The sequence below is a fragment of the Lyngbya sp. CCY1209 genome (assembly GCF_055795065.1).
The window spans coordinates 1-23,889 of the sequence record NZ_JAYFER010000700.1 but is presented as its reverse complement, the minus strand read 5'-3'; the positions used below and the strand labels follow the sequence as shown (position 1 = coordinate 23,889).

Genomic DNA, 23,889 nt, shown 5'->3' with positions numbered 1-23,889 from the left:
CGACACGGTAGAGTTGACCCCAAGCATTATAGATAAAACAACTGGTATTTGCCACGACAATAAAAATTCGGTTCTGGCAATCCCCAGGGGGGGCATATTCGGGCAGTTTCTACCTTTCGGTAGGGCCGCGATCGCCAATCATTGGCGATCGCTTCGAGTCGAATCGTGGACAATTGATGGGTTTTATAATCCTCAAAAATGACCGAAATTTTTTCAATCAAATACCTAACCAAAATCGATGATTTGTTTTTCCGTCATATTGCTGTGGAGAGGGGGGTGTACAAATTAACCACAGAGGCACGGAGAACAGGGAGGAATTTTTGGGGTTGATGCTTGAGAATCGCGATCGCGATTTCAGACCCCAAAATGCGATCGCATCCCCAAAAACGAAATCCCGGACTTCCAACCCAACTTATTAAATTTTCCTGAAAAAACTTGACAAATACTCTATTTTGTGAAACAAGAGGGCATCGGGACAGCCCGAGTCCGAGATGTCGCAGAGCCTACAAACCGAAACTATAAAATCCTGGCATAATATTCAGGCAGTCGTTATGCGGGGTTGCCCGACGGATATTACTCAGCATGAGAGATCTTGACCAGAACAAAACAATCGAACTCCTCAATTCCATCATGGAATTCGAGTTGGCGGGAGTCGTCCGATACACCCACTACTCGCTGATGGTGACCGGGCCCAACCGCCTGCCCATCGTGCAATTTTTCCAAGCCCAAGCCACCGAATCCCTCACCCACGCCCAGCAGGCGGGGGAAATTCTCACCGGTTTGGAGGGACATCCGAGCCAAAAGATCGCCCCCATCGAGGAAACTTACCAACATTCCGTCAAGGATTTATTGGAGGAAAGCCTCGTCCACGAGAAAAAAGCCCTGGAGATGTACAAAACGCTCCTCGGCGTCGTCGAAAATGCCAGCATTTACCTGGAAGAATATGCTAGAACAATGATCGGTCAGGAAGAACTGCACAACATCGAGATCCGCAAAATGCTGCGGGACTACAGCGGCAATTGACCTGACCGATCGCCCACTGAAAAAACCGATTCCATGAACTTCAGCGACGCCCTCCCCACCTTTGCCGTCACCCTCCGAGAAGGGTTTGAAGCCGCCCTCGTCGTCGGCATCGTCATGGCCTGCCTGAGTCGAGCCAAACAGACCCACCTCAACCCCTGGGTGTATTTTGGCATCGGGGCGGGACTGCTGGCCAGCGCCGGCGTGGGGGTTTTATTCGCGGCCTTAATTCAGGGCGTCGCCGCCTCGGAAAATCCCGCCGCCCCAATTTTCGGACAGTTGTTGGAAGCGGGGTTCGGCGTCGTCGCCATCGCCATGTTGAGTTGGATGCTGATCTGGATGACGCAGCAGGCAAAATCCCTGAAAGCCGAAGTGGAAGGGGCGATCGGTTCCGTTATCAACCGCGGCGGGACGGCGGCGGGGTGGGGCGTTTTTACCCTCATTTTCATCGCCGTCTTGCGGGAGGGGTTTGAAACGGTTTTGTTCATCGTGGCGAAGTTTCAACAGGGACTCGCCCCCGCGATCGGGGCCCTGGCCGGAATTGCCGCGGCGGCGGGTTTGGGAGTCCTCCTATTCAAGTGGGGAATCCGCATCGACATCCGCCGATTTTTCCAGGTGATGGGCGTGTTTTTGCTGCTGATCGTCTCCGGTTTGGTGATTTCGGCTTTGCGGCATTTCGACGCGGCGGCGGCGTTGCAGGGGGATCTGTGTTGGGCTCAGGCGTCGTGCATTTTGGGGCCGCAGGTTTGGAATTTGCACGAGATTTTACCCGATCGCGAGTTTCCCGGCGTCCTCCTGAAAGCGTTATTCGGCTACCGCGATCGCATTTATTTAATTCAGGCGATCGGCTATTTGTTATTTTTGCTGACGGTGGGCGGCTTCTACTTCCAAAGTTTGACGGGACAAACGCCCAAATCCGAGAGATCTCCGGGCAACCAGAGACGGTTGCCCCCACAGTATGAGTCAACAGAATGAGTCAAGAGTCAGGACTCATATCAGATCGGGTTTTTGACTGATATCAGATCCGGTTATCCCCTCCCAAACCTCCCCAATCCACGAAGCGAGGATTTTTGCCACAAGAAAAGGGAATTGATTCCCGAGCGGTCTCGCATATCCGACACGTTTTTTTTCCGGGCATTCAACCGGATTTGATATGACAATCGATCTGCAATCCTCTGCAGAGGATTTTTGCTATTGGCGTGGGAATTAATTCCCGAGGGATTCTCAAGTTAATCCGAAGGCGGAGAATGCCGCCCAATAGTAGGGATTGGAGAAAGGATATTCCTGCATTTTAAAACTTGCCAAACTGGTTTTTTGGTCGTTAATTTTCTTGGAGTTTTCTTCCCCTTGAATTTTTTCGAGATAAGCCAATAATTCGACTTCGTAGGTTTCGGATAATTCGGTTTGGGATAAGCTGCGGAGGCGGATGTGAGCCTGTTGCAGGGCTTCCGCGACGCCCAATTCCCGGCGATAGTGATAGTATAATCGGGCGAAAATGGCGGTTGGAATTTCTCCGACGCACCACAAAGGCGCGATCGCAGTTGATGCCCCCATGCATAGAAAGGCACTGTTAAAATTGAGCAGTTGTTCGGTTTTGGGTTCTGAGGTTTCACCCATTGTTTGGCAGCGAGATAGAAACACTTCCAGCAATTCGGGCGATCGCCAACTCAGCAAGTGTTGCAAAGATATGGTTTCTGAAAATAGGTTGATTGGGGATGATAGGGGAGTATCGGAATTGAATTGAATGGCTTGTCCGCAATACAAAACCTGCACTTCATTCAGGAATTTTTTGTAGCGATCGCAACTCAGATTTTCACCTTTTAAATAGTGGCTCTCGGGAACCCGGAACTGTTCCGCCAACGCCTCGCATTCATAACCCGCCAGGATAGATTCCGGCCGGGAACTTTCCGCCAATCCAAAAGTCGTGGAAGTCGATAAGGTGGGGAGGTTAGAAACCGTTTGAGATCGCCCCTCCCGCACCTGGCGGGACAGATCCAAAACCTGGCAACTCGGGGCGATTTTGATCCGGAAGCGATCGCCGAGATAGCCTTCCCCGCCGGAAATCGGCAACGCCGCAAACGGACAGCAATGTAAACCTAAATGGGGGATAATTAACAATTCTTGAATGCCATCAAGATGCTCTGCAATCAGGCGATCGAGCTCTAACCGCTGCGATAATTCTGCCAACATTTCCACCATGCGATCGCGCCAAGACGACGTTTTTTCGACATCCGGTTGCAGCCAATTTTCTGCCAGCCACGCCCCCAAATTGTCCCGTCCCTGTCCCCCACAGGTGTGCCGGGATATATTGAAACTGTCGGTTTCCGCCCAAGGATCGTCTGCCTTGCCCCGCCGCAGGACGAAAACGTGGGTCGCAGCCTCCGCAATATAGACGCTCAACAGGGCAGTTACAGAATTAGAAATTAACGCCGAAATTCGGTCTGTTTCCAACGGTTGAACCCGCAGCATCCCCGCCCACACCGGATCGCGATCGCGGATCTTCGCCCACATCTTTTGCTTTTCGGCTTCCAAGCCGTTCAGCGTCACGGTTTCCGCCCGGAAAATAGCGATGTGATTCATGCGAATTCCCGCCGCCGCGAACTGTTTCATTTCCTCCGACTGGCGCCGGAAGTGGAGGGTATCCATTTGCTCTTGGAAGCGGTGATAATTGTCCAACAATTCGGTCAGTTCTTTTTCCGTCCCCCCGTACTCCCGCGAGAGAAGAGAAACCCACTTTTGAATTCGCGATCGCTCCCCGTATTCAAACGCCCGCTCCAACCCGCCGGCATCCTCCGAATTGCCATTAATATAAGCCTGTACGATGCGATCGTAGAGTCCCGTCGCTTCCGCCACAATTTCCGATCGGCGGGGAGAAGTCATCGTGCCGCTGCAACTCTGTTCCAACGCCTCGATCGCCCGAGAATACCCCTCGATCGCCAACTCCCAATTATCTTGATTAAATCCGATATCTCCCAAGTGCCGTCCCGCCGTCAGACAGTCCATCGGCAACGTCAAGGGTGTCGCTTTTTCCAGACTCTCCCGAAAGGCTAGAATGGCATCATCAAACTGTTCCGTAATTTGATAAATTTGGCCGAGATTGTTGACGGCCGTAACTTCCTGGCGGACGTCCCCCATTTCCCGGGCGATCGCCAACGCCTGCCGGTAATGTTCGATCGCCCCGGTCCAATCTTCTTTGAGTCGGTAAGTATTGCCCAAATTCATCAGGGCCGTCCCTTCCCCCTGCGGCGACGGAATTTTTCGCGCTATTTGTAAGTGTTGTCGGTAGTAGGCGATCGCCTGGTCGAAATCCCCCTTCAACTGATAGGTGGTGCCGATATGACTGAGGCTGTTGGCGACCCCGAAATCGTAATTGATGCCACGGGCAATTTTGAGAGCCTGATGGTGGGCGACGGTGGCGCGATCAAACTGTCCCAGCGCCGCGTAGGCGCTGCCCAAATTGGCGAGAAAATTGGTTTCCCCGAACCGGTAGCCGAGCTCCCCCGCCTTCGTCGCCGCCCCTTCGATGTGGGCGATCGCTTCTTCATAACGGCCCAAAGTCGAATACAATTGACCGAGGCTACCCAATATGTTCACCTCCCCAAATCGATAATTCGTTTTTTGGGCAATTTCCAAAGCTTGCTGGTAGCCGAACAGCGCCTGATCGTGCTGCCCGACGGCATAGCAGACGTGGGCGAGGCTGCTGTAGGCGTTGGCTTCTCCCTGGGGATATTGCATTTTGCGGGCAACGGCGAGACATTGTTTGTGAGCTTCGATCGCCTGTTGGTACTGTCCCAAAGAATGGTAAACATTCCCCAATTTGCCCATGCAATTAATCGCCCCCCGGTGATTGTTCACCTCCTGATACAGGACCAGAGCCTCTTGCCAAGAGTTGAACGCCTCCTGGAACTGGTTGCCTTGAAACTCCTGGACCCCCCGCTTGAACAGTTCTTCCGCCTTCGACTGTTTTTCCGCCGCCACTTTTGGATCGAGTTGCGGTTGGGGCGGTTGGGGCGGCGGCGTCTGGGGAGTGGGGGCGGGTTGCGGTTGGGGCGGCGGCGGCGGCGCGACGGGGCGGTTTTGTTCAATCCAGGTGGCGATGCTTCCCGCCGCTTCGATGCGATCGGCCATTTCCCTCAACCGTTCGGCATCTTCCTGACAATTGCGTTCGATGAGGGTGGCACAGACTTCGCGGAGGAATGGCACGAACTCCTCGTCCGCCAGGATGCCCAGGTGGGAATTGAGGATTTCGGGAGATTGAGCGTCAGAGTTGATGAGCAAGCTGTAGACAATTTCGTAATACGTCTGTTTGATCGTGTTGTCCATTGCGATCGCGATTGAATGTTGGTTTCGGCAGGTGAGACACCCTTCTATCCGGGGTGAGAGGACCCCGCAAAGTCCCGAACTGGAACGACACCCGACCGCCACACCGACAGGTTGCAATCCGGTTTTCTCCCAAAACTGTATACTATTTTCCCCCGCGATCGCCAGTCCGCCACCGTAGGGGGTGGGGAAAATGAAAAATGAAAAGTGAAAAGTGAAAAATGACCGACTCCCTAATACCGACTCCCGACTCCCTAAATTTCCACTAACTAAATTGTTGCGAGTAAAAATAGGCGTAGCGATCGCCTTTTTTCAACAATTCCGCGTGGGTGCCCGACTCGACAATTTTACCGCCCTCCACCACCAAAATCCGGTCGGCGCGGCGCACCGTCGCCAGTCGGTGGGCGATAATAAATACCGTCCGCCCCTGCATCAGCCGTTCTAAAGCCTCCTGGACCAGGGTTTCCGACTCCGAATCTAACGCCGACGTCGCCTCGTCCAAGATTAGAATTCTCGGGTCCAGCAATACCGCCCGGGCGATCGCGATTCGCTGCCGCTGTCCCCCGGAAAGCGTGATTCCCCGTTCCCCAACCACCGTTTGATAGCCCTCCGGTAGCTGGCTGATGAAGGGGTGGGCGTTGGCGATTTTGGCGGCCTCCTCCACCCGTTCGAGGTCGTAGTCGGCCCGTCCGAAGGCGATATTTTGGGCGATCGTACCGGAGAATAATATCACTTCCTGGGGGACGATGCCGATCTGGCGGCGGAGGCTGGGCAGGGTGACGTCCCGGATGTCGATCTCGTCGATGCGGATCTCCCCGGATTGGCGATCGTAAAAGCGGGGCAGAAGGCTGACAATCGTGCTTTTTCCGGCTCCTGACGCGCCCACCAAGGCGACCATTTCCCCCGGTTGGACTGAAAGATTAAAATTGTCGAGGACGGGCAGATTGGGTGCGAAATCCCCCGCCCCGATGCCGGCTTTTTCCCCGAATGTCGGATAGGTGAAACAGACGTCGTGATATTCGACTTTTCCCTTGACGTGGGGGAGCTCCCGGGCGCCCGGTTTTTCGACGACGGTAGGTTGGATGGCGAACAGTTCAAAAATGCGATCGCACGACGCCTGACCCTGTTTGAATTCGCTGTAATTGCTGGTGGTCAAAGAAATCGGATCGATCAACAACGCCACGGCCGTGACGTAGCTGATAAAATCCGTCCCGGTGATGTGACCTTTGGAAATTTGCCACCCCCCCAAAAAGAACAAAAATATCACGCTCATCGCCTCCAAAAAACCGACAACGACGAATTGCAACGCTTTGATTCGTTCGGCCAAAAATCTCGCCCGCCGGTTGTGTTCCGCCTCCAGAGAAAACCGGGACACTTCGTAATCTTCGGCGGCGAAGGCTTGCACCAACCGGATGCCGCCGAAAACTTCTGTCAGCAGGGCGGATAAATTGGAAATGCGGGTTTGGCTGTGGCGGGTAAAATGGAGGAGACGTTCTCCGAACCAGCCGATCAAAACCGCCATCAGCGGGGCGATAATTAAAGTCGCGAGGGTGAGTTGCCAGTTGATATAAATCATGTAGCCGAGGACGACGATCAACTGCAAAATGCAGGGGATAAACTGGTGAAAAAACTTGTTGATCACTTCCCCGACGCGATCGATATCTTCGGTGAGGCGGTAGGCGAGATCCCCCGTTTTTGCCGTTTCAAAATAGCCGACATTCAGCCGGTGCAGATGGCGGTAAGCCTGCTTTCGCAGGTCGAGGGCGACGGTGAGGGCCGCTTTCGCCATCAGGGTGTCCTGGCCGTATTGCACTGTACCACGAATTAGGAATATAATTGCCGCCACCCCCGCCAATTGAGCGATCGCCCCCACCTCTCCCCGGCCGATATACCCCGCCATCCGACCCATCAGCCAAGCCAGCAGCGGCCAAAAAACCGTAAAGGCGAGGGTGCAGACTAATGCTTTGGCGATGGTTCCGGCCTGGGGGCGGATGTAGGGCAGCAGTTGCCAATAACTGGAGGTTTGTTTCAAGGGGAATGACAGATCTCGATACCACTTCTTTAGGGTATCAGGTTTGGGGTTCCGGAAACTGCCAATCCGGAGTTGAAGTTGGCGATCGCATTCTCTGTAACAGCCACCGAGAGGTTACACTATTTTTATTCCTGTTACCTGCCGTATTTGCAAGGGGGGGAAATGAATGAGAAATTGACGCCGGAACAGTTCAACCAACTCGTCGCCGAAGTCGATCGCCTGTCGCGGGTTCGGGACGCAGAACTGGATCGAGAACAGGTGAAACAAATTTTGCAGGAACTCCACCTGCCGACGGATCATTTAGACGAGGCATTGATGCAGGTTCGTCGCCGGGAAGCGTTGGCGAAGGAACGACGGCGGCATCGTTTTCTGATGGTGGGATTGGGATTAGTGTTCGTCGGAATTGCCGGGTTGGGGTCGTTCCAGTTTCATCGACAACGGCAGGCGTTCGCAGCCGTTTACGCCAATCCCAATCAAAGCCGTCTCACCTTGGAACGATACGATCGCACCCACGACTTTAAAGTTATCGAACGCCAAGGATATCCCACTATTTACTATCAAGTAAAACTACAACAAACCCCCGTCGGCCGACAACTGACCTGGGGGTGCAATTAGACCAATCCCCTGGGTCAACTCGCCCACCAAAATCGCTACCAAACCCGCCCCATCGAAAAAAACGTCTGGAACACCCGCTGCCACCAGTTGGACGCCAATTCCCCGCCGGGAACCTGGCGAGTCGAGATGTTTTTGGGCGATCGCATTCTGAGTCAATCCGAATTTACAGTCGAGTAAATAACATCCCATTATGAACGTCAAAAAACCGGAAAATACAACCGATTATTCCCGCGTCAACTTGCCATTTTCCGCCGAATTGGCAGAAGAATTATTGGACAATTACGGTTCTCCCTTGTACGTCTACGACGGCGACAAATTGGCCGCAACCATCGCCGAAATTACCGCCGCCATTCCCCACCCCAAAACCCAGTTTCAATTCGCCAGCGTCACCAACGGCAATATTTCATTGCTCAAAATTTTCAACCGCCACGGCTGGGGGCTCCACGCCAACACGCCGGGAGATGCCTTTTTGGGATTGAAAGCCGGATTCGATCCCGCCACAATTGTCTTCACCGGCAGCAACCTGAGTTCTCAGGAATTTGAAATGCTACTCAACTGGGGCATCGCCACCTACAACTTGGACAGCCTCCAGCAACTGCAAGAATTTGGCGAAATTTTTCAAACCGTCAAACCTCCACTCTCACCTCGCATCGGGTTTCGTTTAAATTATCCCGAAATCACCGGCGAAAGTCGCATCGGCATCCGCCCCCAGGAGTTCCCCGATGCCGTCAAAATTGCCGCATCCTGCGGCTTAAAAATTACCGGACTGCATTTTTATCGCGGCACCGGAACCAACGCCACCCCCGCATTTACCCAGTCCATACAACCGATTTTGGCGATCGCCCAAAACCTGCCAGATTGGCATTATCTCGACTTTGGCGGTGGATTCGGCTACCCCTACCAAAAGGGAAATGTCGCTTTCGACTGGCGGATGTTCGGACAGGAAATCACCGCCGCACTGCGAAATTTAAACCGAGATATCGAGTTAATTATCGAACCGGGACGGGCCGCGATCGCCGGTTGCGGAACCCTGCTGACAAAAGTCATCTCGGTGAAACGGCAAGACCAAAAAAGCGTTGGGAAAATCAACATGATATCGCCAACGCATTTCCCGTCAAATCAAAAGAATTGGAGACGTGGTTAAATCGTTGGAGTCAAGTCAACGGCGAACCCGAGAAATTATTGCCCTCTCCCAAAGAAGAAAATTCGACAACTTTTGTCAGTCCCGAAATCAGTTCCTACAGCTTCGATCGCGTCATCGTTTGCGACCGATCCGCGATCGCCCAATTTCTCCTCGCCAACAACTTTCACTTCGAGCATAACTGTGCCATCTTGAGTATTACCGGATATCCCCAAAGCATTTTTCGCACCGTTCTAGAAATGCTCAAACGCAACCCCAAATTGACCGTTTATGCACTCCACGACGCCAGTCCTCGCGGTGTCGGCTTGGTACACCACTTGCGGAATACTCCCCAATGGTTCGGCGATCGCGATATCGAAATTTATGATATCGGCTTGCGGCCCAGCCAAATTTTTTCGGGTCGGGATTTCTTCGTCCGCAATTCTGCCGAGTCCCAACAGCAGGCGAACCAAATTTCAGTCGCAGTGAAACAAACCCTATCCCCCGAAGAAATCAAATGGTTGGCAAAAGGAAACTTCGTGGAATTGGAGTCATTGACACCCCGAAAACTTCTGCAAATTCTCGCCCAAACCTTGACCCTGAGTCGCACCGAATGGACGGGTCAAGCCATTGACGGAACGAGCGACACGACAACGACGACGGAGATCGCAATTTTCAGTTCTTCCAGCTTCGGATAACACGACGAACATTCACCAAAAAGGCAAAAAAAACCTCAAAAACCCTCTGTGTTCTCTGTGCCTCTGTGGTTAATCCCCTCCATAAATTAACATCAATCTCGATAAGTTTGCAACCAAATTTCCAAACTCACCAACAGCCACAATTTAATCCCAAAGCGATGGTAAGCCGGACTCTCCGGATTGAAAAACTCCCGGATAAACCCCTGATTGATATAAGGTGCGATCGCGGCATTTTTATTCAACAGCAACGCCTTCGTCCGCCACCGCCAGTGCCGGGAAAACCACCACCCCACGGGAACCCGCATTCCGCTTTTGGGACGGTGGATGATGGCATCCGGCAAAAGACCCGCCGCGGCCGATTTCAACACCGCTTTTTCGTCGGCGACGGACAATTTATATTCGGGGGGAGTTCGCAAACTCAACTCGACAACACGGCGGTCAAATAACGGCGATCGCCCTTTCAATTCCGCCGCCGTGGTTAGATTATTCACCTTCGTCAAAATGTGATCCGCCTCGAATCCAATCCCCCGGATAAATAAGCGCCGACGGGTTCCCCTTGGGGTAAGGATTCTTCCACGATCGCACCCAACAGCGATCGCAATTTTTCGCCGTGGAATTCCAAAGGACGATCGCGATCGCCGATTTTTTCTTCCGGTTGCCAATACACTTTTATCTGTGGTGAAATCGACCCTTCAGACCAGCGGTGTAGGGTTCCCGGACGCAGTTCCCGAACCCCCCGCCAGAGGGTCTGTTCTCCGGGAACAAATGCACAGGAAAGATAATCTCGCAACGCCACAGAATCCAATTCCCGCGAATGAAATGCTGCCAACGTTCTCAACCGAGGCGCGACCCGCAGCGTCCCACCGACGGCCGTATAATACAACGTTTTCCCACCCACCGCATCCCGCGCCAGCCACAATTCCCGATTCTCCCGATCCCAAATGACCAATCCAAATATCCCATTCAATTGGGCGATCGCACCGGGAATGTCGCCACAAGATGCGAAAAATTCGGCGATAAAATCGGGTTTATATTGCCCATGATTTTTGTCAATTAAGTCGCCCTCTCCCACCACCACAAATCGCCCATTCGAGCTGACGGTCGGTCGAGTTTGATAGACGGCGATCGGCCCATCTTGCCACGTTCTCTCCCCCGCCGGAACCCTTTCGATGCCGAAACTCACCCACCCGTTTTGAGGCGGCGGTGAAACCGGAAATAAATCACGGTGGGGGAAACTCAAAAACTGAAACGGAGACAAAAGAGACATACTCGAATTTAAACCCAAATCAATCGATTTTAATTGCCAATTTTTTTATTCTAAAAACTGTTGAATTGTCGCCACCAACTGCTTGAGTCTGACCGGTTTGCTGAGGTAATCATTTGCCCCGGCGGCCAGAGAGCGATCGCGATCGCCCGCCATCGCCAAAGCCGTCATCGCCACAATCGGAACCTCGACTAACTGCAAATCGTTGCGGATCTTTTCCATCGCCTCCAAACCGTCCATTCCCGGCATTTGAATATCCATCAAAATCAAATTCGGTTTGTGAGTCCGGGTCAAAGCGATCGCCTCCTCCCCATTTTTCGCCACCACGACGCGATACCCTTTCGCATTCAAATAACTCGAAATCGTACTCCCATTCGCCTCGTTATCTTCGGCCAGCAAAATCAACGGCGAGATCGGCGGTCGAACCGTTTCAATTTCTCCCCCCATTTCGGGCCGATTTTCCAGTTCCGGAGCTGGGGGGGCGATCGCGTCGCAGGGCAAATCCACCGTAAAACAACTCCCCTTCCCCACTTCGCTGGCGAGCCCCACTTCCCCGCCGTGGAGTTCGACGATGCGCTTCACCAAAGCCAATCCCAAACCCGTCCCCACATTGGTGCGATTCAAGGCGCTGTCGATTTGAACGAAAGGCCGGAACAGTTTTTTGATGTCCTCCGGCGCGATGCCAATGCCCGTATCCGCCACCGCAATCCGCAGGTAATTTTTATCATTTTCAACGGATAAAAAAGAAACGTCCAGGGTGATACGACCCCCCTCCGGCGTAAATTTTACGGCGTTGTTGAGCAGATTAATTAATACTTGGCGAATCCGACGCTCATCCACTGATACATCGGGGAGATTTTTCGGCAATTTCGTCATCAATTGAATATTTTTTTTGACCGCTCCATGTTTGACAAATTCCAAGCTAGACTGACACAAATAAACCAGGGATGTGGGGGCGCGATCGAGCTTGATTTGACCCGACTCGATTTTTGAGAGATCCAAAATATCATTGATCAGCTCCAACAAATGGGAACCGCTGCTTTCGATAATTTGCAGCGCCTTCATCTGCTCCCCAGTCACCGCCCCCAAAACCCCCTCTTGCAGCCCCTCCGCCATGCCCAAAATCGCGTTCAGGGGGGTGCGGAGTTCGTGGCTCATGTTCGCCAAAAATTCGTCTTTGAGGCGGGTCATGTGAGCCAAAGCCCGGTTTTTTTGCTGCAATTCTTGATTGAGTTTCCGGAGCGTCAGGTGGCTTTTAATCCGGGCTTTCACCACCGGCGGATTCAGGGGTTTGGTCATATAATCCACCGCCCCCAACTCGAACCCTTTGGTTTCGTTGCCCACCTCGCCGAGGGCGGTCACAAAAATCACCGGAATTTCCCGAGTCTCGGGGTGGGCTTTCAACCGGGTACAGACTTCGTATCCGTCGATTTCGGGCATGACCACATCCAAGACGATCAGATCCGGAACCGGTTCTTTGACGGCCAGTTGCAGCGCTTTTTCCCCCGTCGTGGCGGCGATGACCGCATAATCCTCTTTGAGGATCTGCATCAGCACTTGTAAGTTGTCGGGGCTGTCATCGACAATCAAGATTTTGGGTTTCATCATCAAACACCGATTCACCGTTATCAATTTTAGGTCGGAATTGGAGGCATCAATTCGCCTTAGAATTATCTAATAATTTTCTAACGTTTGGTCGAGATCGCGCAGCAAATTTTCGGCTTCGTCGGTGTCGAATTCGGCGAGTCGCCGGGCGATCGCCTCCACCCGATCGCGCAGTGACTTGCCCCCCACCTGTCGCCGCAGGGTTTCCAAACGGGCGGTCGCCTCCCCCAAATCCGCTTCCAGCAGCCCGATGATGTCGGCGATCGTTTTGGCGATCGCCGCGACATCGAGAGGCTCCGCGGCGGACTCGGGCTCGGGTTCGGACTCGGGTTCGCCCCACTCCGCCAGCAGGGCGTCGATCGCCTCCATCACCGCCGCGAGATCTCGGCTCAAATCCTCAGTCTGGGTGGTTTGGGATATTTCCCGCCGCAACTCCCGCTCCAGGCGGTCAGCCGACCGGTAGAGGTCGTCGGCGCCGATATTCCCCGCCGCCCCCTTGAGGCTGTGGACAAGATTGAAAGCCGCGGTGCGATCGCCCCCGTCCATCGCCGCCCGGATCTCCGAGGCGGACTCCGCGTGGACCGTGCGGAACCGCCCCAGCAGCCGCCGGTAAGCCTCCGAATTGCCCCCGATGCGGGACAACCCCAGCTCCACATTCAATCCCGGCCTCGACGACACCGCCGGGGGCCCCGAATCCGCAGGTAGCGCCCCCGGCGGGGCGGGACGGAAATCCCGGCGGGCCGGGACGATCCACTTCGCGATCGCCCCGTACAATTGCGGCGGGTCGATAGGTTTGGAAACGTGGTCGTTCATCCCCGCCTCCAGGCTTTTGGCGCGGTCCGTGCTCATGGCGTGGGCGGTCATGGCGACGATCGGCACCGTGGCGAACCGCTCCGTTTCCGGGTCGCCCATCACCGCCAGGGAGCGGATCTCCCGCGTCGCCGTCCGCCCGTCCATTTTCGGCATCCGCACGTCCATCAAAATCAAATCGTAACCCGACGAGCGCACCTTCTCCACCGCCTCGATCCCGTTCCAAGCCACATCCACATCCATCCCCGCCGCCGCCAACAACTCCACGGCGATCTGTTGGTTGACCTCATTATCTTCCACCAGCAAAATCCGCGCCCCCCGAATGGCAGACAACATTTCCAGTTCCAGCGCCGGCTGCTTCCTTTGCTTCCGAGTGGGAACCCCGCAACCGAACACCTCCGAAATCGAGTCGAACAGCCGGGAGCGATCGATCGGTTTCGGCAGCAGGGCCTCGATCCCCACGGACGCCGCCAACTGCCGGATATCCGGTCGGTTGTAAGCCGTCACCATCAGGATGTGGGGGATGTGAGACAGTCGGGGGTCCGCTTTGATGTGTCGGCTCGTCTCGATGCCGTCGAGGCTCGGCATACACCAGTCCATCAACACCAGTTCAAAGGGGTCGTCCGAGGGGGCCCGCCGCAACAGTTCCAGGGCTTCAAACCCGGAGGTGGCGGAGGTGACGCGCAGCGACAGGGACTCCAAAATCTCCGCCAGAATCTCCCGCACCTGGGGATTATCATCGACCACCAGGGACTTGACCCCGCGCAGGTCGGGAACGGGCGCCTGTCCGAAAGCAGAGTTCACTTCGCAGAGGTAGCCGAATTCGATGTGAAAGTAAAAACTGCTGCCCCGGCCGAGCTCGCTTTCCACCCCGATTTCGCCGCCCATCAAATTCACCAGGCGCTTGCAAATCGCCAGCCCCAAGCCGGTGCCGCTGTATTTGCGGGTGGTGGAGGCATCCGCCTGGGTGAAGGCTTCAAACAGGTTGTCCATTTGGGACGGACTCAGGCCGATGCCCGTATCCCGGACGGTAAATTTGAGCCTCACCGTCCCCTCGGCCGCGCCGAGGGTTTCCACCGACACCAGCACGCTGCCCTCGGGGGTGAATTTGACGGCGTTACCGGTCAGGTTCATCAGCACCTGGGACAGGCGCAGGGAATCCCCGACCAAGGTGGGCGGCACGTCGTCCCCGGTGCGAAAGATCAGTTCGATGCCCTTTTCGACGGCCTTGAGGGCGAGGATGTTGGAGATGTTGTTGAGAATTTCGTCGAGTTCAAAGGGGGCCGACTCCAGTTCCAGCTTCCCGGCCTCGATTTTGGAGAAGTCGAGGATGTCGTTGATGATTTGCAGCAGGGATTGGGCGGAAATCTCAATTTTGCCGAGGTAGTCCGTCTGCAGCGGCGTGAGGTCGGTTTTTTGAGTCAAATAGGTCAGCCCCAGGATGGCGTTCATGGGGGTGCGGATCTCGTGGCTCATCAGAGCCAGAAATTCGCTCTTGGCGCGGTTGGCGTATTCGGCCGCCGACCGGGCTTCGTGCAACCGCCGTTCGGCTAATTTCCGCTCGGTGACGTCCTGCACCGTGCCGACGAGTTGGGTGACGTTGCCGGCGGCGTCGCATAGGGGTTCGCCCCGGGCGACGATATCGATCCAGGCACCATCGGCGCGGCGGACGCGGGATTCGAGGTCGTAGGGACTGGCGGTGGCGATCGCCCGTTTGACGGCGGTTTCGTGGATTGGGCGGTCGTCGGGGTGGAACAATTGCGAGATCGCCTCGAATGAGGGGGCTTGCGTCCCCGGTTGCAGCCCGAAAATGCGGAAGGTCTCCTCCGACCAGGTGACGCGGCCGGTGGCCACGTCCAATTCCCAACTGCCCAGTTTGCCGATGCGCTGGGCCGTCCGCAGGTGGGCTTCCCATTTGAGCAGGGTTTCTTCGGCCCGCTTGCGATCGCTGATGTCGTAGTTGATGCCGATCATCCGTTCGGGGTTGCCCACTTCGTCCCGGTTCACCAGGGCGTAGCCCTTGATGTGGCGCACGCCGCCGCCGGGGAGAATCACCCGAAATTCGGGGTCGTAGTCTTTTTCCCCCCCCAGGGCCTCGGCGATCGCCCTCTCGGCCGAAAGGCGGTCGTCGGGGTGGACGCGGTCGGCCCAGCCGTCGTAAACGTTGCCGAATTCGTCCGGGGCGATGCCGTAGAGTTCATACATCCGGTCGTCCCAGGTGAGGACGTTGCGGGTCACGTCCCAATCCCAGATCCCGATCGCCCCGGATTTGATCGCCAGTTCCAGGCGGTCGGAAAGGTGGCGGAGTTGCTCTCGGGACTCTTGCAGTTTGGCGGTGCGGCTCTCGACCCGGTTTTCGAGTTCCCGGTTGAGCCGTTCCAGGGCGATTTCGGCCCGCCTGCGATCGCCGATATCCGTCACCGTCCCCAAGTAGCCGACGACCTCCCGCCGCTCGTTGACTTCGGGGACGCACTGGCCGTAGACCCAGGTGATCTCCCCGTCGGCCCGCAGAAACCGGTATTCGAGTTGGAAGGGGCGATTTTCTGCCACCGACCGCTCCCACTCGGCGACCACCCGATCGCGGTCTTCGGGGTGCAAGCTCTCTTCCCACCGGCGTCCCCGGGCGGTTTCCGGGGTCAAACCCAGCATCTGGCAGCAGCGATCGTTGATATAGGTGCAAAATCCCGCCCGGTCGGTCTGAAAGATGCCCACGGGGCTGGCGGCGACCAGGGAGGCGTAGCGGCGCTCGGCTTTCCGCCGTTCGGCCAGTTCGGTGCGGGCGGTTTCGTAGGCCGTCGCCTGCCGGATGGCGATCGCCACCTGGGTCGAGATCTGCCGCAGCAGTTCGATTTCCTCGGGTTGCCATTGCCGGGGTCGGTCCCGGTGACTGGCGATCGTCAGCCCCCACAGTCGGTCATCCACCACCACCGGCGCCATCAGCTTGGCGCGGATGTCGAAGCTCAACAGCATTTCCTGGTGGCACAGGGTCATCGACGCTTCGTAGATGTCGTTGACGACCCGAATTTGACCTCGCCGGTAGGGTTCGACCCACTCCGGGCTGACGCAGGGATCGTGGACTTCGGTGTGCAGGACGCTTTTTCCCCCCTCCGAGATCGCTTCGGCGACGACGGTGCCGCTCAGGTCGGGGCGGAACTGGTAAATGATGACGCGATCGCAGGCCAGGGCCTCCCGGAGTTCCCCCACGGTGGAATCCAAAATGGTCGGCAAGTCCAGGGAGGCGCGGATCTGGGCGGCGATGCGGGACATCAGCCGTTCCCGCCGCGCCAGGGTTTCCAGTTCCCGAGTCCGTTCGGCGACCTTCTGTTCCAGGGTGCGGTTGAGCGCCAGGGCGTCTCGGTGGAGTTCGGCCTGTTGGACGGAGACGCCCACCTGCACGGACAATTGTTGGAGGAGTTGGATGTCGGCCTCCCGCCACTCCCGGGGTCCGCCGCACTGGTGGACGATCAGCAGCCCCCACAAATAGGGCAGCGGCGCGTCCGGCAGCAGCACCGGCACCACCAGGTTGGCCCGCACCTGGAACCGCTCCAGCATTTCCCGGTGGCAGGGGTTCAGGTCGGCGGTGTCAATGTCAGCGATCGTCAAGATCCGGCCCTCCCGGTAGGGGTTGGCGATCTGCGCCGATCGAAAGCAGGGCTCGACGATCGGGGTATTCAGGCAGGGGGGATATTCTCTGAGGGTGGACTCGGCGACGATCGCCCCCCCCATGTCCGGCTCGAACCGGTACAGGAGGGCGCGATCGGCTTTCAACAGTTCCCGCACCTGTCGGATGGCGGTCTTGAAAATCTCGTTTAATGGGGCCGGCATTGGGGGTTCGGGTCTCCTCCTGCCATCAATGGGACTCGGCGGCTTGCAATAAAGCGATCGCCCCCACCAGGATCTGATGTTCCAACACCTGAATGCGGCGGTGGAGGGTTTCTCGGGTGTCATCGGGCGCCACCGGAACCGCCGCCTGCATCAAAATCGGGCCGCGATCGACTTCCAATTCCACCAGGTGCACCGTACACCCCGTTATTTTGACTCCAGCCTCCAAGGCTTGTTCCACGCCGCGGATGCCCGGAAAACTCGGCAGCAGGGCGGGGTGCAGGTTGATCATTTTGTGGGGAAACGCTTCCACCAAAACGCGGGTGGCGATCCGCATCCACCCCGCAAACACGATCAAATCCAAATCGTATTGATTTAAAGTTTTGACAACTGCCGCGTCGAAGGCTTCCCGAGTGTTGTATTCCCGATGGTTGACGAGGATGGCGGGCACGTCGAACTTTTCCGCCCTGCGGATCACCCCGGCTTTCGGGTTGTTGTGAATTAAAATTTCGATCTGGGCGTTGAGCTTCCCGTCGCCGATCGTCCGGGCGATCGCCTCAAAGTTGCTGCCGCTCCCGGAAGCCAAAACCCCCAACTTGAGGGGTTTCCCCGGTACGAACAGCGGCGAGGGCACCGGCGGTGAAATCAGGTGGGACGTGGTATCGACGGGGGTCGGATGGAGGTTCATGAACTCAAACAATGGATGGGATCGCGGAGCTGACCCGATTCTCGGGCCGAAAAACTCCCCCATTGCGGGGGGCTTTTCAAATTGCCTGCTTGAATTATCGCAGCTATCTCCGATCCCGTCACGCGATCGCTCCTATCGCTGCTGTTGATAAAATTGCAGCACCTGCTGGGTGTAATCCGCCGTCTGGGGGGCGTCGTACTGGTTCGGGTCCCCCGTCATCCACCACGCCGCCGCCCGGCGCACCGCCACCATCTCGTTATTGCCGCTGTTGGCATATTCCTCTTCCAGGATATCTTTCATCACGCACCCCAACACCTGGCGGGCCTTGGCATCGTTGGCCTCGAACTGGGCGGGGGTCAGTTCCTCGCCGATGCAGAGTCTCGACCACCTGGGGATATTCTCCGGCTTGATCTGCCAGTCGCTATAGAGTCCGTCATCTGCCGTCCCCGTCTGCGGTGCCGCCCGTCGCAGGGCCTCCACCAGCGCCCGCACCTGGGCGTCTGAAACCTGGGCTAACACCGGAGTCGCCCAAAGTAAAACAGTTGCCATCAATCCCAATACGCTTCGCATCATTCGCTCCGATCGCAACTTGACAATCATGTTGAATTACGATAGCGCGTTTGGATGCGATCGGCCTCCGTCCGCAGGCGGTGGCGGCGATCTGTATCCGGCCGTCAAAAAAAGGCCCCGCGAGTCGGGGCCTTTTGCTCAATCTAATCCAATGGGTTGCCGGTTTGAGGCGAACTCAGCGGATTGCCCGTCCGTCGCCCTCAAATGATCAGAAAATTGCTCTCACCCAAGACCGTGGCATCCACGCCGACCAGAGTCGCCAACACCTCGCCGGTGGCCGCCACGATAATATCGCCGCCGGAGAAACTCAGGCCCTCCAACCGCAGGCCTCCCGACAATCCGATGGTATCGATCGCCTCAAAGTCGGTGATGCGATCGGTCCCTTCCCCCGGTCCGAGTATGAATAAATCGGCCCCACTTCCCCCGGTCAGGATATCGTTGCCGAGCTCCCCGTCGAGGATGTCATTTCCGTCACCCCCCAAAAGTTCGTCATCTCCTTCTTTTCCCTTCAGGTCGTCATCCCCGAGGTCGCCGTTGATCGTATCATTGCCGAGACCCCCGTTCACGGAGTCGTTGCCCTGGCCTCCGAAAAGCAAGTCATCTCCGGCATCGCCTTTGACGAGATCGTTGCCTTCGCCGCCGAAGAGTTCGTCGTTTCCGCCGTCGCCCAATACCTCGTCGTCTCCCTTGTCGCCGAAGATCAGGTCATTTCCATCTCGTCCCTTGGCCAGATCGTTGCCCTGGCCCGCAAATATCGTGTCCGCTCCCTCGTCGCCCCGGATTTCATCATCTCCCAACTGACCCAACAGTTGGTCATTTCCGGTGTCGCCCCTGAGCAGGTCGTCGCCGTCGCCCCCTTCGAGGATGTCATCTCCGTCGCCCCCGAAGAGTTTGTCGTCGCTGGCATCGCCCCGGAGTCGGTCATCTCCGGCATCGCCTTTGACCAGGTCGTTGCCGTCGCCCCCGGTGAGGTCGTCATCTCCGTCGCCGGCGAGGAGTTTGTCGTTGTTGCCACCCCCATCAAGGGTGTCATTGCCGCCATCGGCCCGGAGTAGGTCGTTACCCGCCCCGCCGTCGAGGGTGTCATCTCCCTCACCGGCGAGGAGGTTGTCGTTTTCGTTGCCGCCGTCTAAGAGATCGTTTCCGTCTTCGGCTTTGAGCAAGTCTTTGCCCTCGCCCCCGTCGAGGATGTCTTCACCTTCCCCGGCGAGGAGTTTGTCGTTGTCGTTGCCGCCGATTAATTGGTCGTCTCCGGCTTCGGCTTTGAGCAAGTCTTTGCCATCGCCCCCGTCGAGGGAGTCCGCCCCTTCGCCGCTCAGGAGCTTGTCATTGCCCTCGCCACCGTAGGCGACATCATCTCCGGCGTCTCCCCGGGCTAAATCGTTGCCACTTCCCCCGTTCAGGGTGTCGTTATCTTCCTCGCCGAAAAGTTTGTCGTTGCCGTCCGAACCGGAAAGGTCATCGGCGCCGGCCCGTCCGAAAATGATGTCGTTGCCGGTCAGCCCATCAATCGCATTTTCTTCGGAGTCGCCGAAAACTTTGACATTGTTGTTCGCACCTGGAATCGTTTGATTGGTCAGCATTTTTTATTCCTTTGTTTCCTGTCGATGTTCCATCGGTAGTCGCAAACCAAAACAGCTATCAATTGGGGAATTCAATTCTCTAAAATTGAGTTCTTTTTTGGGAAAACCAGATAACATTATTTGAGGGTATTTATATTTTTTTGCGCTCTGGACGGGGGAAGACTGACGCTAAAACCCGCAAGGTAAAAGCGTTTTTTTTGGGCATTGACTGTTGCCTTGTTCCGGCGGTCTGCCGGAGATAAAATTCCGGTCGCCGACCCAAAAATTTGGGGTTTCGGTACGGGGGAGAGTCGAGGCGCAATATGGCCGATCGCACCAATATCAGCGGGATTGACGGTCGATTGACGGTCGAAAACCGGATCTGATATAAGATCAAATCCGGTCCGATTTCCCGGGTTTCAGGGTTCTCATCAATCCACAATTTATCCCCCTCGACAAGGGGGAGCTGGCGGCGATCTGCCATCGCGTTTCGGTCAACAACCGGGTCTAATATAAGCAGTTAAAAAATAGAATAAACGGCGCGATTTATGCGAGTCAATCGGGTTTTTTGAAAATCATCGGAATTTGTGTAAAGTTTTCGTGAAGTCCCCGGGGCGGCGGGATGTGTCTCTAATGCTGGCATCGGGGACAAAAATGGGCCGATCGCCCCGCCAGTTTGAGGCGTTGAATGGGAGTTTCGCAAACCCGGCAGGGTTCGCCCTCGCGGTTGTAAACCCAGGCGCGGCCGCCGTAGTTGCCGTTGACCCCTTCGACGTTGAGGAAGTTGCGGATGGTGGTTCCCCCGGAGGCGATCGCATCTTCCAAAACCCGGAGGATCTGGGGGTGCAGGGCTTCGACCTGTTTGGACGTCACCTGACAACTGGGGGTGGTCGGTCGAATTCCCGACAAAAATAGGGCTTCGTCGGCGTAGATATTCCCCAACCCGGCGATGAAAGACTGGTCGAGGAGGGCGGTTTTGACGGGACGCCGCGCGAGCCGCAGCCGGCCGGCTAAATATTCGGGAGAAAATTCTTCGCTCAGGGGTTCGGGTCCCAATTCCCGCAACCCGGAAATCACGTCTGCGGCGACGACATCGGGGGGCACCCACCACATCTGGCCAAAGGTGCGCTGATCGACGAACCGCAGTTCCCGTCCTCCCGCAAAGAAGAGGCGGACGCGGGTATGTTTTTGCAGGGGTTCTTCCGGGGTCAGCCACAGCAGTTGTCCGGTCATCCGCAGGTGGACGCCCAGCCAACCGGCTTCGGAGGTTTGGGTTTCGATTCTGGGGGTTTCGATGGCGGGATCGGGTTGCCGGCCCGGTGGGGCGAGTCGGGCCAACAGATATTTTCCCCGCCGATACCAGCGGGCGATCGCGACATTTTGCACCCCCGAGATGAACTCGGACGCAGAAAGCGGGCGGGCGATCGTGCGCGTCAACAGCACGTCCCCACCCACGATATTCTGGTCGAGGGTCGTCTGGTTCAGACCCTCCTTAACGGTTTCAACTTCAGGTAACTCCGGCACCGAATCGGGCGATCGTATTGAGAGCGATCGTTGCGCCTACTTCTTCTTAGCCGGGGCGGCAACTTCCATCAACTCGTCTTCTGCAAAGTTGTTGGTATTGACACCGCCATCGACGCCGGAGTAGGAGTTGTAGTTCACTTTTTCAAAGCGAACGATCACCGGATAGCGAATTCCGCTTTGATCGACGGAAACGACGGTTCCAACTTCTTGATACCAGTAGGACTCTTTCCGCAGGATGCGAACTTTAGAACCACGTTGAACCATGGGCTTCTTTTCCTCTGTACTGTAAAAACGGATAAAAGCGTGTGGCACTCCCCGCCCGCAAGGGACGGGGATTCTTGCTTCACCGGGAGCCGGAGTTTTACGACGTCCGGGTCGTAGCCTAGCCCTCCACAAGCTTTCACGGCCTGCCCGACCGTGAGTTTGAGTTTAATTAATCTACAGCCTACTACTGGATCTGCGTTCTAGTTCACTTCATTCTTTTAAGTTTTATTGCTAATCGATCCACTCGACCCGGACGAAGTGCGCCGGACGTTCCCACCAGTCCCGGGTTGCGCTCACTTCCACCACCCGCAAGTTGAAGGGAATGGCGGTGGTGACGTATCGCTGGGCCAACTGTCCCAAGTCGGGACTCAACTGGGTCGCCACCGCCGCGGCCATTCCGAGTCCCAGCAGTTGTTCGACGGGGCCTTTGGGCAGCAGCCAGCTCATGCCCACGGCCAACCCCCCCGCCATCAACATCCCTACGGATAGATTCGTCCCGCAGCGGGGGTGGACCGCCAGATCCCACTCTCCCCGGGTGAGGCGGTGCAGGGCGATTTGTACGGCTCGCCGCAGTCGCTCCGAGTTGACCGGCCCGTAGAGGTAAAATCCGGTTTCGGTGGACATCCCCCCCAGGCGATCGCCCCGGGACCCGTCATTTTCGGCCCCCGCCATTTCCTCCAACACCCAGACGGTGGCGTGTTCGAGGGCGTGGACCTGGCGGATGGTCAGCACTTCCTTCAACCCGGAAATGAACCCCAGGCGATCGAGAAGCTCCCGATCTTGGCCGGGGTCGGCGACGAACTCGAAGGGAAAGGAACTGGAACTGGAGGCAGAACTTGCAGAAGATGTCATGTGAATCTGGGGAGAAGTGGTGAATAATTGATAATTATCAATTGTCAATTATCAATTATCAATTGTCTTGTCGCTGGCCGTCGCGGAAGGTTCCGGGAAAGCGCTTTCCGCCGGGGTCGATCAGCACGCCCTGGCCGTGGGGGATGCCGCCCCGAAATTCGCCTTCGTAGCGAAAACCGTTGGGGAAGGTGCAAGTCCCCTTGCCGTCAAGTTCTTGGTTGAAGAACTCTCCCTGACAGCGGGTGCCGTCGGTGCGGGTGAAGGTACCCCGGCCGAAGGGTCCGCCGGCGAAGAATTCGCCCTCGAAGCGATCGCCGTTGGCGTAGATAAACTCTCCCTGGCCGTCGGGTTGGCTGCTGGTCACGCCGCTGCCAATTTCAGTCACCAGCTCGAATTCGCCGACGTAGCGATCGCCGTTGGGGAAGATGACGGTTCCCTGGGTGATGTTACCGTCCTGGAACACCCCCACCACCCGGGAATCGTCCGAGAAGATGAACACCCCCTGACCGTTGGGGAGGCCGTTGCGAAATTCGCCCTCGTAGCGATCGCGGTTGGCGTAAACGTAGACGCCCCGCCCTTCCGGCTGGCCGTTGACGAAGCCGCCCTTGTAGTTGTCGCCCCCCTCGTAGTTACATTTCACCTGTCCGGTGGGGAGTTGCCCCTCGCACACCGGAGGACGCCCTCCCGCATCCTGAGCGACAACCGGCAGCGAAGGACCGAGGCCCAGGGTTCCCGCACAGGCGACGGTCGCCGCGGCCGCAAAACTCAATTTTTTTGGCGTGGAATGAAACATGACACTGACCCATCGCGCATTTGGAGTTCGATTCAATCCCGACCCCCTAGAATTCGGAATGGTGTAGGGGTCGTTGCCCTCAAGAGCGATCGCGAAGCCGTTCGGAGTTCGGGGGCATCACAATCATGTTGGCATTTTCCCCTGGGGGTTGGGCGGTATTAGGGTCGAGAGAGAAGTCACCTTCTCTCCCTCCCATTCAGAACCGTGCATGAGACTTTCGCCTCACACGGCTCCTAGTTCAGTCGTCTCGTTATCATGAGTACGACTCTTGCTTAGGCTACCATCTATGGCAGTCTTGGCATCGTGACAGTGGCGGTGCAGCAGTTGGAG

General features: G+C 56.5%; 18 protein-coding genes. 5 read left to right on the top strand and 13 right to left on the bottom strand.

The genetic code is table 11. The features are described 5' to 3' along the window. Positions 1–582: 582 nt before the first annotated feature. Both AC0QHF_RS28995 and AC0QHF_RS28990 read left to right on the top strand, forming a co-directional pair. Positions 583–1,023, top strand: coding sequence for a ferritin-like domain-containing protein (locus tag AC0QHF_RS28995; RefSeq protein ID WP_324707759.1), 441 nt, complete (start codon positions 583–585; stop codon positions 1,021–1,023). 33 nt (positions 1,024–1,056) lie between these two features. Further along, complete coding sequence (locus tag AC0QHF_RS28990; RefSeq protein WP_324707758.1) at positions 1,057–1,995, top strand: FTR1 family iron permease; 939 nt, start codon at positions 1,057–1,059, stop codon at positions 1,993–1,995. A 249-nt stretch (positions 1,996–2,244) separates the two neighbouring features. On the opposite strand, the gene AC0QHF_RS28985 is transcribed toward AC0QHF_RS28990, so the two are convergent. Together AC0QHF_RS28985 and AC0QHF_RS28980 are read right to left on the bottom strand one after the other, a co-directional pair. Then, on the bottom strand, positions 2,245–5,343 hold the full coding sequence (locus tag AC0QHF_RS28985; RefSeq protein ID WP_324707757.1) for a CHAT domain-containing protein: 3,099 nt from the start codon (positions 5,341–5,343) through the stop codon (positions 2,245–2,247). A 262-nt stretch (positions 5,344–5,605) separates the two neighbouring features. Then, positions 5,606–7,372: an ABC transporter ATP-binding protein gene (locus AC0QHF_RS28980; protein ID WP_324707756.1), complete on the bottom strand. Its 1,767-nt coding sequence runs from the start codon at positions 7,370–7,372 to the stop codon at positions 5,606–5,608. A 162-nt stretch (positions 7,373–7,534) separates the two neighbouring features. Between AC0QHF_RS28980 and AC0QHF_RS28975 the strand changes: the two genes are divergently transcribed. The 3 genes from AC0QHF_RS28975 to AC0QHF_RS28965 all read left to right on the top strand — a co-directional run bounded on the left by AC0QHF_RS28975 (position 7,535) and on the right by AC0QHF_RS28965 (position 9,805). After that, positions 7,535–7,987, top strand: a complete 453-nt coding sequence (locus tag AC0QHF_RS28975; protein WP_324707755.1) for a hypothetical protein — start codon at positions 7,535–7,537, stop codon at positions 7,985–7,987. A gap of 190 nt (positions 7,988–8,177) precedes the next feature. Further along, entirely contained in the window at positions 8,178–9,131 is a 954-nt protein-coding gene (locus tag AC0QHF_RS28970) for a diaminopimelate decarboxylase family protein (RefSeq protein ID WP_324707754.1), read from the top strand. Then, positions 9,116–9,805: a toprim domain-containing protein gene (locus tag AC0QHF_RS28965; RefSeq protein ID WP_324707753.1), complete on the top strand. Its 690-nt coding sequence runs from the start codon at positions 9,116–9,118 to the stop codon at positions 9,803–9,805. Before AC0QHF_RS28970 ends, AC0QHF_RS28965 begins: the two co-directional genes overlap by 16 nt. 92 nt (positions 9,806–9,897) lie before the next feature. Here AC0QHF_RS28965 and AC0QHF_RS28960 read toward each other — a convergent pair whose 3' ends face one another. The 11 genes from AC0QHF_RS28960 to AC0QHF_RS28910 form a co-directional block, all read right to left on the bottom strand. After that, on the bottom strand, positions 9,898–10,296 hold the full coding sequence (locus AC0QHF_RS28960; RefSeq protein WP_324707752.1) for an asparagine synthase-related protein: 399 nt from the start codon (positions 10,294–10,296) through the stop codon (positions 9,898–9,900). Positions 10,297–10,301: 5 nt separating this feature from the next. Next, positions 10,302–11,072 (bottom strand): asparagine synthase-related protein, encoded by a 771-nt coding sequence (locus AC0QHF_RS28955; RefSeq protein ID WP_324707751.1) that lies wholly within the window; start codon positions 11,070–11,072, stop codon positions 10,302–10,304. A 45-nt stretch (positions 11,073–11,117) separates the two neighbouring features. Next, positions 11,118–12,677, bottom strand: a complete 1,560-nt coding sequence (locus AC0QHF_RS28950; RefSeq protein WP_324707750.1) for a response regulator — start codon at positions 12,675–12,677, stop codon at positions 11,118–11,120. A gap of 66 nt (positions 12,678–12,743) precedes the next feature. Continuing rightward, positions 12,744–17,309: a PAS domain-containing protein gene (locus AC0QHF_RS28945; RefSeq protein WP_324707749.1), complete on the bottom strand. Its 4,566-nt coding sequence runs from the start codon at positions 17,307–17,309 to the stop codon at positions 12,744–12,746. Positions 17,310–17,334: 25 nt separating this feature from the next. Continuing rightward, complete coding sequence (purN, locus tag AC0QHF_RS28940) at positions 17,335–17,994, bottom strand: phosphoribosylglycinamide formyltransferase (protein WP_324707748.1); 660 nt, start codon at positions 17,992–17,994, stop codon at positions 17,335–17,337. 132 nt (positions 17,995–18,126) lie between these two features. Then, positions 18,127–18,567 (bottom strand): hypothetical protein, encoded by a 441-nt coding sequence (locus AC0QHF_RS28935; RefSeq protein WP_324707747.1) that lies wholly within the window; start codon positions 18,565–18,567, stop codon positions 18,127–18,129. A gap of 197 nt (positions 18,568–18,764) precedes the next feature. Next, positions 18,765–20,147 (bottom strand): calcium-binding protein, encoded by a 1,383-nt coding sequence (locus AC0QHF_RS28930; RefSeq protein ID WP_324707746.1) that lies wholly within the window; start codon positions 20,145–20,147, stop codon positions 18,765–18,767. Between the two features lie 609 nt (positions 20,148–20,756). After that, positions 20,757–21,650 carry a DNA-formamidopyrimidine glycosylase gene (locus tag AC0QHF_RS28925; RefSeq protein WP_324707745.1) on the bottom strand — a complete coding sequence of 298 codons (894 nt, stop codon included), beginning with the start codon at positions 21,648–21,650 and terminating at the stop codon, positions 20,757–20,759. A gap of 36 nt (positions 21,651–21,686) precedes the next feature. Further along, positions 21,687–21,914: a photosystem I reaction center subunit IV gene (locus AC0QHF_RS28920; protein ID WP_324707744.1), complete on the bottom strand. Its 228-nt coding sequence runs from the start codon at positions 21,912–21,914 to the stop codon at positions 21,687–21,689. A 231-nt stretch (positions 21,915–22,145) separates the two neighbouring features. Continuing rightward, positions 22,146–22,766: a DUF6391 domain-containing protein gene (locus AC0QHF_RS28915; protein WP_324707743.1), complete on the bottom strand. Its 621-nt coding sequence runs from the start codon at positions 22,764–22,766 to the stop codon at positions 22,146–22,148. 58 nt (positions 22,767–22,824) lie between these two features. Further along, entirely contained in the window at positions 22,825–23,559 is a 735-nt protein-coding gene (locus AC0QHF_RS28910) for an MORN repeat-containing protein (RefSeq protein ID WP_324707742.1), read from the bottom strand. Positions 23,560–23,889 lie beyond the last annotated feature (330 nt).